This is a genomic window from Pseudomonas fluorescens, assembly GCF_001648775.1.
In the GTDB taxonomy this organism is placed as follows: Bacteria; Pseudomonadota; Gammaproteobacteria; order Pseudomonadales; family Pseudomonadaceae; genus Aquipseudomonas; species Aquipseudomonas fluorescens_M.
The window spans coordinates 21,504-35,623 of sequence record NZ_LVEJ01000021.1 but is presented as its reverse complement, the minus strand read 5'-3'; the positions used below and the strand labels follow the sequence as shown (position 1 = coordinate 35,623).

The 14,120-nt window shown below is 60.8% G+C and carries 11 protein-coding genes; 1 reads left to right on the top strand and 10 read right to left on the bottom strand.

Annotation, left to right across the window (positions count from 1 at the left end):
* Positions 1-14 precede the first annotated feature (14 nt).
* The 3 genes from A8O26_RS19075 to pmbA all read right to left on the bottom strand — a co-directional run bounded on the left by A8O26_RS19075 (position 15) and on the right by pmbA (position 3,377).
* On the bottom strand, positions 15-1,391 hold the full coding sequence (locus A8O26_RS19075; protein ID WP_064119358.1) for a class II fumarate hydratase: 1,377 nt from the start codon (positions 1,389-1,391) through the stop codon (positions 15-17).
* A complete protein-coding gene (locus tag A8O26_RS19070; RefSeq protein ID WP_064119357.1) occupies positions 1,372-1,779 on the bottom strand; it encodes a hypothetical protein in 408 nt (135 codons plus the stop codon). Before A8O26_RS19070 ends, A8O26_RS19075 begins: the two co-directional genes overlap by 20 nt.
* 251 nt (positions 1,780-2,030) lie before the next feature.
* Positions 2,031-3,377, bottom strand: a complete 1,347-nt coding sequence (pmbA, locus tag A8O26_RS19065) for a metalloprotease PmbA (protein ID WP_064119356.1) — start codon at positions 3,375-3,377, stop codon at positions 2,031-2,033.
* A 108-nt stretch (positions 3,378-3,485) separates the two neighbouring features.
* Between pmbA and yjgA the strand changes: the two genes are divergently transcribed.
* Complete coding sequence (gene yjgA, locus A8O26_RS19060) at positions 3,486-4,010, top strand: ribosome biogenesis factor YjgA (RefSeq protein WP_025109468.1); 525 nt, start codon at positions 3,486-3,488, stop codon at positions 4,008-4,010.
* 51 nt (positions 4,011-4,061) lie between these two features.
* On the opposite strand, the gene tldD is transcribed toward yjgA, so the two are convergent.
* The 7 genes from tldD to mreC form a co-directional block, all read right to left on the bottom strand.
* On the bottom strand, positions 4,062-5,504 hold the full coding sequence (tldD, locus tag A8O26_RS19055; RefSeq protein WP_016984166.1) for a metalloprotease TldD: 1,443 nt from the start codon (positions 5,502-5,504) through the stop codon (positions 4,062-4,064).
* Positions 5,505-5,508: 4 nt separating this feature from the next.
* On the bottom strand, positions 5,509-6,369 hold the full coding sequence (locus tag A8O26_RS19050) for a carbon-nitrogen hydrolase family protein (protein ID WP_064119355.1): 861 nt from the start codon (positions 6,367-6,369) through the stop codon (positions 5,509-5,511).
* A 58-nt stretch (positions 6,370-6,427) separates the two neighbouring features.
* The gene (locus A8O26_RS19045; protein ID WP_064119354.1) at positions 6,428-10,234 is read right to left on the bottom strand and encodes a YhdP family protein; all 3,807 of its coding nucleotides are present in this window, start codon (positions 10,232-10,234) and stop codon (positions 6,428-6,430) included.
* Positions 10,235-10,309: 75 nt separating this feature from the next.
* On the bottom strand, positions 10,310-11,767 hold the full coding sequence (gene rng, locus A8O26_RS19040) for a ribonuclease G (RefSeq protein WP_064119353.1): 1,458 nt from the start codon (positions 11,765-11,767) through the stop codon (positions 10,310-10,312).
* Positions 11,768-11,825: 58 nt separating this feature from the next.
* Positions 11,826-12,422 (bottom strand): Maf family protein, encoded by a 597-nt coding sequence (locus A8O26_RS19035; protein ID WP_064119352.1) that lies wholly within the window; start codon positions 12,420-12,422, stop codon positions 11,826-11,828.
* Between the two features lie 37 nt (positions 12,423-12,459).
* Positions 12,460-12,951: a rod shape-determining protein MreD gene (gene mreD, locus A8O26_RS19030; RefSeq protein WP_064119351.1), complete on the bottom strand. Its 492-nt coding sequence runs from the start codon at positions 12,949-12,951 to the stop codon at positions 12,460-12,462.
* Positions 12,951-14,060 (bottom strand): rod shape-determining protein MreC, encoded by a 1,110-nt coding sequence (gene mreC / locus A8O26_RS19025; RefSeq protein ID WP_081265218.1) that lies wholly within the window; start codon positions 14,058-14,060, stop codon positions 12,951-12,953. The genes mreD and mreC overlap by 1 nt, the downstream gene beginning before the upstream one ends.
* Positions 14,061-14,120 lie beyond the last annotated feature (60 nt).

Below are 14,120 nucleotides of genomic sequence, written 5' to 3'. Positions count from 1 at the left end.
AGCGGTTGCGGGATTTACACGCCGCCGGCGGTGAGTTTCTCGGGATTGAGTAACTCTTCCAGTTGGCTGCGCGACAGGTCGGTGTGTTCCAGAGCGACGTCGATCACCGCGCGGCCTTCCTTGTAGGCCTGCTTGGCGATTTCAGCGGCTTTCTGGTAACCGATGATCGGGTTGAGCGCGGTGACCAGAATCGGATTGCGCGACAACGCTTCTTTCAAGCGCGACTCGTTGACCTTGAAACTGGCGATGGCTTTGTCGCCGAGCAGGCGGCTGGAATTGGCCAGCAACTCGATGCTGCTCAGCAGGTTCTGCGCGATGATCGGCAGCATGACGTTCAGTTCGAAGTTGCCCGACTGACCGGCAATGGTGATCACCGAGTCGTTGCCGATCACTTGCGCGGCAACCATGGCAGTGGCTTCCGGGATCACCGGATTGACCTTGCCGGGCATGATCGACGAACCCGGTTGCAGGGCTTCGAGCTCGATTTCGCCGAGGCCGGCCAAAGGACCGGAGTTCATCCAGCGCAGGTCGTTGGCGATTTTCATCAGCGACACCGCAGTGGCTTTGAGCTGGCCGGAGACGGCGACGGCGGTGTCCTGCGAGCCGATCAGCGCGAACAGATCCTTGCCCGGGGTGAACTGCACGTCGGTCAGTTGGCTCAACTGGCGGCTGAATCGTGCGGCGAACTCGGGATGCGCGTTGATCCCGGTACCGACCGCGGTGCCACCCTGCGCGAGGGATTGCAGGCTCGGCAACAAATCCTGCAGATGACTGATGTTGGCCTTGAGCTGCTGCGCCCAGCCATTGAGCACTTGGCTCATGCGTACCGGCATCGCGTCCATCAAGTGCGTGCGACCGGTTTTGACGTGGTGATGCACTTGCGCAGCTTTTTGCTCGATCACTTGCACCAGGTGCAACAACGCCGGCAGCAGTTGTTCGTGCAGGGCCAGCGCGGCGCTGACGTGAATGGTGGTCGGGATGATGTCGTTGCTGCTCTGGCCGCAATTGACGTGATCGTTGGCGTTGACCGGCTCGCCGAGCAGGCGGCTGGCCAGGGTGGCGATCACCTCGTTGGCGTTCATGTTGGAGCTGGTGCCGGAACCGGTCTGGAAGATATCCACCGGAAAATGCTGCATGAAATCGCCTTCGAGCAGGCCTTGCGCGGCATCGCTGATGGCTTTGCCCTGCGCGGCGCTGATCTGGTTGAGCTCAACGTTGGCCCGAGCGGCGGCGGCTTTGGCGAGGATCAGTGCGCGAATGAATTGCGTCGGCATCGGTTTGCCGCTGATCGGGAAGTTATCCACTGCGCGCTGGGTTTGCGCGCCGTAGAGAGCGTCCACCGGCACCTGCAGTTCGCCCATGCTGTCGCGCTCAATACGTGTCTTGGTCATCTGAAAATCCTTGCACCAGTTCAATAAGAGGAATCGAGGGAAGCAGGTCGCAGGTGGCGAGCTGCCAGGTGTAGCGCTGCCAGCGTTTGAGCCGACAGTTGCACAGAGAGAGGCGCTCCATTTCACGCAGCGGGCGCCAGGCTTGATCGAGACACAGGCTGCGCCAGTGCCACGGCAGCGCGATGTCGGTGGCGGTGTCGAGCAACAAACGGAAGGAAGTTTCGGCGACCGTCCAGGCTGAGGTCGCGGTGCAACAAGACAGGTACCGGCCTTCGGCCAGGTAATGTTCGATCAGGCGCGGTTCGTCAGGATCCATCGCGCAACGGATCTGGCGACTCATCCAGCGCCAGCTTTCGAGGTACGGCTGCTCGTGCAAGGCAGAACTCATGATCCGGGGCTCATCCGATAATGAGATTTATTATTAGATGATAATGAGAACCAAAACAAGAGCGCCGGGTTACACAGAGTTCATTGTGGGAGCGAGCCTGCTCGCGAAGGCGTCCTGTCAGTCACCGCTGCGGTCGGCTGTTAAATCGCTTTCGCGAACAGGCTCGCTCCCACAGGGTTTTGTGGGGAGCCAATAAAAAAGGCGCGCCACCCGATGGGGTGGCGCGCCTTTTTAGTTTTGACGAATGGGGTTTAGCTGCCCGCCACCGTCATTCGCTCGATCAACACCGAACCGGTGCGAATGTTGCTGCGCATTTCCAGATCGTTACCCACGGCAACGATTTGCTTGAACATGTCGCGCATGTTGCCGGCAATGGTCACTTCCTGCACCGCGAACTGGATTTCGCCGTTCTCGACCCAGAAACCTGCCGCCCCGCGCGAATAATCGCCGGTGACCATGTTCAAGCCGTGCCCCATCAATTCGGTGACCAACAAGCCACGGCCCATGCGCTTCAACAGCGCCGCCTGGTCTTCATCGCCATGGGTGACGAACAGGTTGTGCACGCCGCCAGCATTGGCGGTGCTTGGCATGCCGAGCTTGCGCCCGGAGTACGTGCCGAGAATGTACGAAACCAGCTCGCCCTTTTCGACGAACGGTTTGGCATACGTTGCCAGACCATCACCGTCGTACGAAGCACTGCCCATCGCGCGCATCAGGTGCGGACGCTCATCAATGGTCAGCCACTCCGGGAACAGCTTCTGCCCCAAAGTGCCTTCGAGGAACGACGATTTGCGATACAGGCTGCCGCCGGAGACCGCCGAAAGGAAACTGCCGAACAAGCCGCCGGCCAGTTCCGCCGAAAACAGCACCGGCACTTCACAGGTCGGCACCGGACGCGCGCCCAAGCGGCTTGCCGCCCGCTGCGCGGCACGCTGACCGATGCTCACTGGATCCGCCAGCAAGGTGCCCTGACGGCTGACGTCATACCAATAATCGCGCTGCATCTGGCCGTCCGCCTCGGCGATCATCACGCAACTCAGGCTGTGCCGGGTCGACGCATAGCCACCGATGAAACCGTGGCTGTTGCCATACACGCGGCAGCCCTGATGGGTGCTGAGGGTGGTGCCATCGGCGTTCTTGATCCGCGCATCGGCATCGAACGCCGCCGCTTCACAGATCAAGGCCTTCTCGATGGCCTGCTCCGGGGTGATGTCCCATTCGTGGAACAGGTCGAAATCGTGTTGTTCCTTGGCCATCAGCGCAGCATCGGCCAAGCCAGACGCTTCATCTTCGGAAGTGTGCTTGGCAATGGCCAGAGCCGCCGCCACTGTTTCGCGGATTGCATCCGGGCCAGTCGCCGAAGTGCTGGCCGAGCCTTTGCGCTGACCGACGTACAGCGTGATACCAAAGCCTTGATCGCGGTTGAATTCGACCGTTTCGACCTCGCGCTGGCGCACCGAAGTCGACAGCCCCTGCTCCAGCGACACCGCGACTTCGCAGGCGCTGGCGCCCTGACGCTTGGCTTCGGCGATGATCTGCTCGACTTGTTCCTGCAGTGCCGGCAATGCCTGCGGGCCGACGCTTTGAACTGCACTCATGCTCATCTCCACTCAAATTCTGCTTTCGGCTGGGGTCATCGAGCGACCGGGCCGGACAAGCGGCCCCCGACTGGTTATCATGGCGGCGTTTCTTTGCGGACTGCCACCATGGTTGATTCTTACGACGACTCCCTCGATACGGGAGAAAAAAGCAAATCTCAGGTCAAACGCGAGCTGCATGCTCTGGTTGACCTTGGCGAGCGCCTTACAACACTCAAGCCCGACTTGCAGGCAAAACTGCCGTTGACCGACGCTTTGCGCCGGGCTCTGGCCGATGCGCCCAAGCACACCGCGAACATCGCGCGTAAACGGCACCTGCAGTTCATCGGCAAGCTGATGCGCGACCAGGACACTGACGCGATTCTGACGTTGCTCGATCAACTCGATGCCTCGACTCGTCAGTACAACGAGCGTTTCCATAACCTGGAACGCTGGCGTGATCGCCTGATCGCAGGCGACGATGCCGTGCTGGAGAAATTCGTCGTCGAGTACCCGGACGCCGATCGCCAGCAATTGCGTTCCCTGATCCGTCAGGCTCAGCACGAGGTTGCGCAAAACAAACCTCCTGCTTCCAGCCGTAAAATCTTCAAGTACATCCGTGAGCTGGACGATACCCAACGCGGTCTGCGTTGATATTCGCCACCGGGTGGCCGCCCTGCGCGCCACCCGAAGCTCCACCTCTTCTTATGCGCCCGTGCCACCCACGGTGATCGCATCGATTTTCAGCGTCGGCTGACCCACGCCTACCGGCACCGACTGCCCATCCTTGCCGCACGTGCCCACGCCGCTGTCCAGCGCCAGATCGTTACCGACCATCGACACCCGGCTCATCGCCTCAGGGCCGTTGCCGATCAACGTCGCGCCTTTGACCGGCGCGGTGATCTTGCCGTCTTCGATCAAGTAGGCCTCGCTGGTGGAGAACACGAACTTGCCGCTGGTGATGTCAACCTGACCACCGCCGAGGTTGGCGCAGTAGATACCCTTTTTCACCGAAGCGATGATTTCCGCCGGATCACTTTCGCCACCGAGCATGTAGGTGTTGGTCATGCGTGGCATCGGCAGATGCGCATAAGACTCACGACGGCCGTTACCGGTGCGGGCCACGCCCATCAGGCGCGCGTTGAGCTTGTCCTGCATGTAGCCCTTGAGTACGCCGTTTTCGATCAGCGTGGTGCACTCCGTCGGCGTGCCTTCGTCGTCGACGCTCAGCGAACCGCGACGGCCGCTCAAAGTGCCGTCATCGACGATGGTGCACAGCTTGGAGGCAACCATTTCGCCCATGCGCCCGCTGTAGGCCGAACTACCCTTGCGGTTGAAATCGCCTTCGAGACCGTGGCCGACCGCTTCGTGCAACAGCACGCCGGACCAACCCGAACCCAACACCACCGGCAAGGTGCCGGCCGGCGCCGGAATCGCTTCCAGATTCACCAGCGCCTGACGCAGCGCCTCGCGGGCGTAGCCCATGGCGCGGTCTTCAGCGAGGAAATAACGGTAGTCGGTACGCCCGCCGCCGCCATGCCCGCCGCGCTCGCGCCGGCCATTCTGCTCAACGATCACGCTGACGTTGAAGCGCACCAGCGGGCGCACATCCGCCGCCAGCCCGCCGTCGGTGGAGGCCACCAGAATCCGCTCCCAGACGCCGGCCATGCTGACGCTGACCTGCTGAATACGCGGGTCGAGTGCCCGGGTAGCCACATCGATGCGCTTGAGCAGTTCGACTTTCTCGGCCCGGCTCAACACTTCCAGCGGGTTATCCGGCGCGTATAACTGCGCAACATCCTGCGTGGTGAACGCCTGCACCGTGCCGTTCTGCCCGGCACGGGAAATCGAGCGCGCGGCACGGGCAGCGGCACCGAGGGCTTCGAGGGTGATTGCGTTGCTGTAGGCAAAACCGGTTTTCTCGCCGGACTGCGCGCGCACACCGACACCCTGGTCGAGGTTGAAGCTGCCTTCCTTGACGATGCCGTCTTCCAGCGCCCACGACTCGGAGATCTGGCCCTGGAAATACAGGTCGGCCGCATCGATGCCGGGACCGGCCAGATCGCCGAGCACGCTCTGCAGGCTCTCGATCGTCACGCCGCCGGGCGCCAACAGGTGATCACTGACTGAGGACAACAACTCGCTCATAGGTTTACGCCTTAAATTCGTGTTCTGAAGCAGGCCGCTGTGCGCCCTGCGAGAAAAACCGCCGATGGCTCACCACCGGCATTCGCGCCCTGATGGACGCTTGTTCAATACTGTCGCGTTCGGCCAACAACACCGCTTCGCCTTGATCCTGACTCGCCAACACGCGGCCCCACGGATCGATAATCGCCGCATGACCGAAGGTTTCTCGCGGTCCCGGGTGGGTCCCGCCCTGCGCTGCGGCCAGCACATAACACTGGGTCTCGATGGCCCGCGCCCGGATCAACACATCCCAATGGGCGGCGCCGGTCACCGCGGTAAAGGCCGACGGTGCGGTAATCAACTCGGCACCGGCGGCGCGCAATTCGCTGTACAGCTCCGGAAAGCGCAAGTCGTAACACACGGTCAGACCGAGTTTGCCCACCGGCGTGTCGGCAACCACCACGCCACAGCCATAAGCATAGTCATCGGATTCACGATAACGCCCGCGATTGTCCGCGACATCGACATCGAACAGATGCAACTTGTCATAGCGAGCAACGGTTTCGCCCTGATCATTGACCAGCAGCGAACAGGCATTGGCCTTGGCCGTCGGTTGATCCATCGGCGGCAACGGCAAGGTGCCGGCCACTATCCATAACTTGAGGTCGCGGGCGGTCTGTTTCAACCACGGCAAGATCGGCCCTTCGCCCAGCGCTTCGGCACGGCCGATGTCGGCGATGTCACGACGCCCCATGGCGGCGAAGTTTTCCGGCAGTACCGCCAGCTTCGCGCCGCCGGCGGCAGCCTGTTCGAGCAGGCGCCGGGCCTGAGCCAGATTGGCCAGCACGTCGCTCTGGCTGACCATTTGAATCACCGCTAAAGACATGGCGAACTCCGCAAGAGGTATGCGGCCATGCTACTCCATCGGCTCAGGGGCTGGCTGTTCAAAAAGGTTTGTCGAAGGTGATTTTCGGCTCTTTCCATGGGCCTTTGACGGTGTATTTGACACTGGCAAAGCGCGCCACACGGTCGCCGATCAACTTGTCGATGAGGAACAACGCGCCGCCAACCGCTGGTGCACCGACGATCAGCGCGGCGATCGGCAGGTTGTTGGTCACCGGCAACGTCACCAGCAACTTGGCATCGACCTGATCGCCGACCAGATCCAGCGTGCCGTCCAGCTCAAGGTTGCTCGACGGGCCAGTCAGACGGATCGGCTCACGGGTAACGTAGACGCCGTTGGTGGCGACCAGCAAACCTTTGACCCGGTCATAGCTCAAGCCTTTGCCGAACAGATCAGAGAAGTCCAGACGTAAACGCCGGCCAATAGAATTGAAGTTGAGCAGACCAAACACCCGCAGCGCCTGCGCGCCACCTTCTACTTCAACGAACTGACCTTTGTTCAGCGACGCATCGAGGGTGCCGGAGAAGCGCTTGGTCGCCAGCCACGCCGGCGAACCCGGCCAGCGGCCATCGACGTCCATATGGAATTCTTCGCTGGTCACACTCGGCGCAAAGCCCCAGCCCTTGAGCACATCCGCGAGGTTCTTGCCGCCAATGCGCCCCTTGAACCAACTGTTGGTCGCGCCCGGCGCACCTTCCCAACCACCATTGCCCTGCAACAGGATGCCCTTGAGGCCCATGTCGAGGTTATTCAGGGCGATGCCTTTGGCCGTCGGGCGGACCTTGAGCGACCAGCCACCGACCAGATCCGGGCCGAGGAACAGTTGATTGATGGTGATATCCAGCGCCGGGATTTTTGTTGGATCGACCGAAACCAACGGATCAGGCGAGTTCTCGTCAGCCTGTACCGACGGGTCGGGGGCTGGCAGTTTCACGTATTGCAGATTCACCGCAATCGGTGTGCTTTTGGCGTCCGGCAGACTGGCGGTGCCTTTGGCCTGCTGGCTGTCGAGCGCCAGATTCCACGCCCCGGGCTTGCGATTGACCTGAACCGAGGCCTGATCAAGGGTGGTGCCGAACGCCGTGAGTTTGCCGACCTTGAAGTCAGCACTGTTTAACAGTTGCTTGGCGCTGCCGCCCGGATCTTGCCCTGCGTATTTGTTGACCAGATCCTGCCACGGCGCTACATCCAGTTCCGAGAGCACCCCGCGAATCCGCAAGCCTTTGGCGCCGGGCAGCACCGCTTCGCCAGCACCAAGGAACAACTCGCCACGGCCCTCGGCAAAATTGGTCGGCGGCGCCGCAAAGGTAAAATTCGCCAGTTGATCGTAATTGACCCAGTAGCGCCGCTCCTGCCCCTGCAGGGTCATGCGAAACACCGTGTCGCGACCGACGTCCGCCGCCATGCCGAATGGCGCCGGCAGATCCACCGCCACGCCTTTCATGCTGGAGCTGACCATCAACTGACTGTCGGCACCGTCCAGATTCAATTGCAACTGATAGGGAATCGTCCCGGACACCGGCAGCGCTTGCTTCACGCCCAGCCAGTCGGTGAGTTTCTTCACCTCGACCTGGCCGGAAGCCGCCACTCGAGTCTTGAGTTTGTTCGGGCTGCCATCGGCAAAAATCTGCGCCGTGACCGGTTTGTCGAAGGCACGCGCCGTGATGTTCTGGCCGCTCAGCCCCTTGGCACTGTCGAAGCGGAAATCCCCCTTGAGTTGCGTCAGCTCAAGCTTCGGCTCGGCGAGCTTCAGACGTGCATTGGCGGTTTTGAAATCGACCAGAATCTTCGGCAGGTCGCCGCCCTTGTCCAGCGCAATGTCCAGTTTGAGCTTGCCTTGCAGGTCGCCTGCGCCTTCCCAGCCGGCAAAGGTTTCACCGGTGCCGATCGGTGCGTCCTGAAGAATCTTCAGCCCGTCCCCCAAGCCGCCGGCAAAGGCACCGTCAAGGAACATATGCGTATGTTGCCCGGCAGGCACGTGGGGAATGTTGACGAAGACATCACTGACTTGAGTGTCGAGCAATTGGCCCTTGTCGGCCACGATCCGCACACCAGTGTCTTCGATAAACACGTCGCCACTGACCTTGCTCACGTGCGGCCAGCCTGGCTGAAAGGCCAGTTCAGCGTCGTGCACCTTGAAGAACAGACTGATGCTGCGATCGGCCTCTCCGGCGTTCTTGCTCAGCGAACCCTGATACTGGAAGAAACCCTGATCGACCGCGCCTTTGAGAATCGCCGTACGCAACCACTCGTCGAGCGCCGGGCTCAGGACTTGGGGCAGGTACTTGGCGGTGTAGCGACCGTCGCCCTCCACCAGACCGACCCGCAGGTCCATGTAGTCTTCCTGGCTATGATCAAAGTGCAGACGAATCAGGAAGTCACCGGCAATCTTGCCCTCTTCGCCCAGCACCTTCAGATACGGCGCGATCAGGGTGAAGCCGTCTTTATCCAGTTTCCAGGTCAGGCGCGCGTTGGCTTGAATGTATTGCCATGGCTTGGCGAAGATCGGGTCGAGGTGCAGGACAAAATCCTTGCTGTCCATGCGCAACTCGCCGCCGTCGAGGTTGCCACTGAGGCTGCCACTGACGTTTCGTGCTGCCGGCGCGCCGTGATAGGCGTCGAAACCGACGTTATCGAGGTTGGCAGCGAAACTGAATTTATTGCCATCGGTGGCGTTGGGGCGGAAATCCAGCAGCACGTTGCGCAGGCCACCGGTGACTTTCAGATGATCAACGACCGTGGCGAAACCTTGGGGTAGCGGTCCAAGTGCGTTGAGCAAAGGAGTGATCGGGGTCAGGTCGAGACGATCCGCCTGCAAGTGCCAGAGCTCCTCGACCTTGTCGGTCGCGCGCGTCTGCTTCAGCTGTATATGTGAATCCCAACGGTTCTCGCCGAAACTCATTGCCAGGGAATCGAACGTGAGGATCGCCCCCTCGGCACTGTTCTGGTAGTAAGCGTTAACCGCCAGATTGTTGATCTGGATCGGCTTGCGGTCCGCGTATGCACCTGTCAGTTGCGGCGCGTTCAGGCGAACAGCGGCACTCTGCAGGGTACCTTCGGCCCAGTTGACCCAAAGTTCGCCGCCCGCCTTGATCTCGGAAAAATTCCACTGCTGGGTGAGGCGTTCCGGCAGCCACTTCGACCAGTCGCTTTGCGGCAGGCTGGCATAGCCATCGATCACACTGTCCTGCCATTGCTCAGGGCGAATTCGCGTGCGCAGGCTCAGTGCAACAGGCTGGCCATCCGGCAAGGTCAGACGCGCATCGAGGCGCTGACGGCTGGCGCCGGTTTTCAGATTGAGGCCGACATAGGTGAGTGTCAGCGGCGCGTGATCCAGCGGTTGCAGGGTCACCTGACTGTCGAGCACCGACAGTTGCTGAATCATTTGCGAGCGGTTGAACAACTGCTGCGGATCGAGCGGCTGATCGCTCTGCACCGGCAGGCCTTCCAGTGCCCAACTGCCGTCTTCGGCCTCTTTCAGGCTGATTTTCAGACCGTTGAGTTCCAGATGAGCAATGCGCACTTCGCGAGCCAGCAGGCTGGCCCACAAATCCGGCACGGCGCGCACCCGATCCAGACGCAAAGCGTTGGCACCGCTGCCGACCATCACATCGTGCGCCAGCAGGATCGGTGCAAACCCGCTCCAGTTGCCCTCCAGTTCGCCAATCTGCAAAGGCATACCCAGCGCGGCGCTGGCCTTGTCTTCGATGTCAGTGCGGTATTCCGCGACCAGTGGGGTCAGCTCACGGCCAAGGCTGACGTACAACGCCATCAACACCAGAACCAACGCGCACAGGCCCAGCCCCCAACGGGTGATTATGGCCAGAATGCGTGTCAGACGCTCCATGTCAGATGGCTCCCATGGCAAAAATACTGCGAAAAGCTGAGGCCAGCCGCGGTGGAATAAATGTGACGCAGGTGATCAGAGCAGCACCACGTCGTATTGTTCCTGGGAATACATGGTTTCGACCTGGAAGCGTATGGTCCGACCGATGAACCCTTCAAGCTCGGCAACGTTACCGGATTCTTCGTCAAGCAGGCGATCGACCACTTTCTGGTTCGCCAGCACCCGATAGCCCTCGGCCTGATAGGCGCGGGCTTCGCGGAGAATCTCGCGGAAGATCTCGTAACATATGGTTTCTGCGGTCTTCAATTTGCCGCGACCCTGGCAACTGCTGCACGGCTCGCAGAGCACTTGCTCAAGACTTTCGCGGGTGCGCTTGCGGGTCATTTGCACCAGGCCCAACTCGGTGATGCCGATGATGTTGGTCTTGGCGTGGTCACGCTCCAGCTGTTTTTCCAGGGTCCGCAGGACCTGACGCTGATGCTCTTCATCTTCCATGTCGATGAAATCGATGATGATGATCCCGCCGAGATTGCGCAGACGCATCTGTCGGGCAATCGCGGTGGCGGCTTCCAGATTGGTCTTGAAGATGGTCTCTTCAAGATTTCGATGGCCGACGAACGCCCCGGTATTCACGTCGATGGTGGTCATGGCTTCCGCCGGATCGACCACCAGATAACCGCCAGACTTCAACGGCACTTTACGTTCCAGGGCTTTCTGGATTTCGTCTTCGACGCCATACAGGTCGAAAATCGGTCGTTCGCCCGGATAATGTTCCAGACGGTCGGCGATCTCTGGCATCAACTCCGCGACGAACTGCGTGGTTTTCTGGAAGGTTTCCCGGGAATCGATGCGGATTTTCTCGATCTTCGGGTTGACCAGATCGCGCAAGGTGCGCAACGCCAGACCGAGGTCTTCGTAAATCACGCTCGGCGCGGCAATGGTTTTGATCTGCTCGTTGATTTGATCCCACAGGCGCCGCAGGTAACGGATGTCCATGAGGATTTCATCGGCGCCAGCGCCTTCGGCGGCGGTGCGCAGGATGAAGCCGCCTGCCTCTTTGATCCCTTCCTTGGCGACACAATCGCTGACCACTTGCTTGAGGCGTTCGCGCTCGGCTTCGTCTTCGATTTTCAGGGAAATACCGACGTGGGCCGTGCGCGGCATGTACACCAGATAGCGCGAGGGGATCGACAACTGCGTGGTCAATCGCGCGCCCTTGGAGCCGATCGGGTCCTTGGTGACCTGCACTACCAGGCTCTGACCTTCGTGCACCAGCGAACTGATGCTTTCCACCGCCGGCCCTTCGCGCAGGGAGATTTCCGCTGCGTGAATGAACGCGGCACGGTCCAGGCCGATATCGACGAACGCCGCCTGCATGCCCGGCAGAACCCGAACAATCTTGCCTTTATAGATGTTGCCGACGATCCCGCGCTTTTGCGTGCGCTCGACATGGACTTCTTGCAGCACACCGTTTTCGACCACCGCCACGCGCGACTCCATCGGCGTGATGTTGATCAGAATCTCTTCACTCATGGCAGGATCTCGTTCAGGCATGTTCACGATAATGGCCGCATCTGGATTCGTACGACGCTCATTGCGCGTTCAGGTTTTGCCAACAGGGTATGCCGAAATGGCCCAACAGTTCTGCGGTTTCGCAAACAGGCAGCCCGACCACGGCCGAATAACTGCCATTGAGCCCGGCGACAAACACCGCACCGAGCCCCTGAATGCCATAACCGCCGGCCTTGTCGCGCGGCTCGCCACTGGCCCAATAGGCGGCAGCTTCTGCAGCACCGATACGCCGAAACCGCACCAGGCTGCGCACCACCCGCGACTCGCAGCGCTCACCTTCAAGCACGGCGATGGCGGTCAGCACTTCATGTTCCTTGCCGGACAACATCATCAGCATGGCGCATGCATCGGCTTCGTCCACCGGTTTGCCAAGAATTTTGCCGTCAAGCACCACGGCGGTGTCGGCACCCAGCACGCAGAACGGCTGAGCGGACACGAGCGTGCGCCGACCGGCCTCGGCCTTGCCGCGCGCGAGGCGTTCGACATAGGCCGAAGGTGGTTCTTCGGGTAATGGGGTTTCATCGATATCCGCGCTGATGGCGGAGAACGGAACGCCTATCTGCGTGAGCAGTTCACGTCGACGTGGCGATCCGGAGGCGAGGTAAAGCGGCTTCATCAAAACATCTCCCTGTTCAGTGCCTTGCTTCACCGGATCAATTGATTTTGTAGCGGCGGCGCAATCCACGCAAAGCGAAGCTGACCCAAGGCCAGAGCAAGGCACTGACCAGTGCCGGAAGGACCAGCGCCAGCGTCGGCTGACGGTTGCCGGTCAAGGCGCTGAGCCACAACTGCACCAGTTGCGCGAGGCCGAAGATCACTAGAATCACCAAGCATTGCTGCCACATCGGAAACATCCGCAGGCGTTGCTGCAACGACAACACGAGGAAAGTGATCAGGGTCAGGATCAAGGCGTTTTGACCGAGCAGATCGCCTTGCAACACGTCTTCGGCAAGTCCCAGGCAAAACGCCGTGACCATGCCGACCGTGTGGGGCATGTACAAGGCCCAGAATGTCAGGAGCAAGGCCAGCCAGAGCGGACGCAGGATTTCCATGAACACTGGCAATGGCGATACGCTGAGCAAGATGCCAATGAGAAACGTCAGCCAGACAATCCAGCCGTTTCGCGATGCAGTAGCGCCGACCATTATTCTTGTCTCCCGGTTGTGGCCGGGACACTGACCGGCGGTTTCGCCGCGGGTCGCGCCGCCGGCTGGGCAGCTGGAGGTTTGCTGGCCGCCGCTGGCGGTTTGCTCGCCGGCGGTTTCGCCGCCGCAGCAGCAGGTGCAGCAGGCGTGGCAGCCGGCGCAGGGGTTGGCGCTGCGACAGGCGGGGTCACGGTTTTCGGCACGGTGGCCGGAATGATTGGCCCGCCGCCAAAGGCATCAAGATTTTCCTGAGCTTGCGCCGCGTCGTTGACGCGCTCTTCGGCCGTGCGATTGTCGCTGAATACCAGCAACAGGTAGCGGCTGCGGTTCAACGCGGCAGTCGGCACCGCACGCACGATGGCAAAAGGCTGACCGGAATCGTGAATGACTTCTTTCACCGTGGCGACCGGGTAACCCGCCGGGAAGCGCTGACCCAGACCGGAGCTGACCAGCAGATCGCCTTCCTTGATATCCGCCGTGTCGGCGACGTGGCGCAGTTCAAGGCGCTCCGGGTTGCCGGTGCCGCTGGCAATCGCCCGCAGACCATTGCGGTTCACCTGTACAGGAATACTGTGAGTGGTGTCGGTCAACAGCAATACACGCGAGGTGTAAGGCATCAACTCGACCACCTGCCCCATCAAGCCGCGCGCATCGAGCACCGGTTGACCGAGCACCACGCCGTCGCGCTCACCTTTATTGATGATGATGCGATGGGTGAAGGGATTGGGGTCCATGCCGATCAACTCGGCCACTTCGACCTTCTCATTGACCAGCGCAGAAGAATTGAGCAACTCGCGCAGCCGAACGTTCTGCTCGGTGAGGGCGGCAAGCTTTTGCATGCGCCCCTGCAGCAGCAGGTTTTCGGTCTTGAGTTTTTCGTTTTCGGCGACAAGCTCGGTGCGGCTGCCGAACTGGCTGGCAATCCCTTCCCACAGACGTCCGGGCAGGTCAGTGATCCAGTAGGCGTCCATCAGCACCAGCGACGCTTGTTTGCGCGCGGGTTTGAGCAGGTCGAAGCGGGCATCGACCACCATCAGCGCGACCGATAGCACGGCCAGCACCAACAGGCGCACGCCCAACGAAGGGCCCTTGGCGAAAAGCGGTTTAATAAGCCGCTCCTCCCAGGCAAATGTTCTGTTTATTCATACGGCATCAAACCGGCCTGGATG

What these genes read in the sequence shown, in the direction of transcription:
- A8O26_RS19075 (WP_064119358.1), bottom strand. Translation starts at nt 1,391, where the DNA reads ATGACCAAGACACGTATTGAGCGCGACAGCATGGGCGAACTGCAGGTG.
- A8O26_RS19070 (WP_064119357.1), bottom strand. Translation starts at nt 1,779, where the DNA reads ATGAGTTCTGCCTTGCACGAGCAGCCGTACCTCGAAAGCTGGCGCTGG.
- pmbA (WP_064119356.1), bottom strand. Translation starts at nt 3,377, where the DNA reads ATGAGTGCAGTTCAAAGCGTCGGCCCGCAGGCATTGCCGGCACTGCAG.
- yjgA (WP_025109468.1), top strand. Translation starts at nt 3,486, where the DNA reads ATGGTTGATTCTTACGACGACTCCCTCGATACGGGAGAAAAAAGCAAA.
- tldD (WP_016984166.1), bottom strand. Translation starts at nt 5,504, where the DNA reads ATGAGCGAGTTGTTGTCCTCAGTCAGTGATCACCTGTTGGCGCCCGGC.
- A8O26_RS19050 (WP_064119355.1), bottom strand. Translation starts at nt 6,369, where the DNA reads ATGTCTTTAGCGGTGATTCAAATGGTCAGCCAGAGCGACGTGCTGGCC.
- A8O26_RS19045 (WP_064119354.1), bottom strand. Translation starts at nt 10,234, where the DNA reads ATGGAGCGTCTGACACGCATTCTGGCCATAATCACCCGTTGGGGGCTG.
- rng (WP_064119353.1), bottom strand. Translation starts at nt 11,767, where the DNA reads ATGAGTGAAGAGATTCTGATCAACATCACGCCGATGGAGTCGCGCGTG.
- A8O26_RS19035 (WP_064119352.1), bottom strand. Translation starts at nt 12,422, where the DNA reads ATGAAGCCGCTTTACCTCGCCTCCGGATCGCCACGTCGACGTGAACTG.
- mreD (WP_064119351.1), bottom strand. Translation starts at nt 12,951, where the DNA reads ATGGTCGGCGCTACTGCATCGCGAAACGGCTGGATTGTCTGGCTGACG.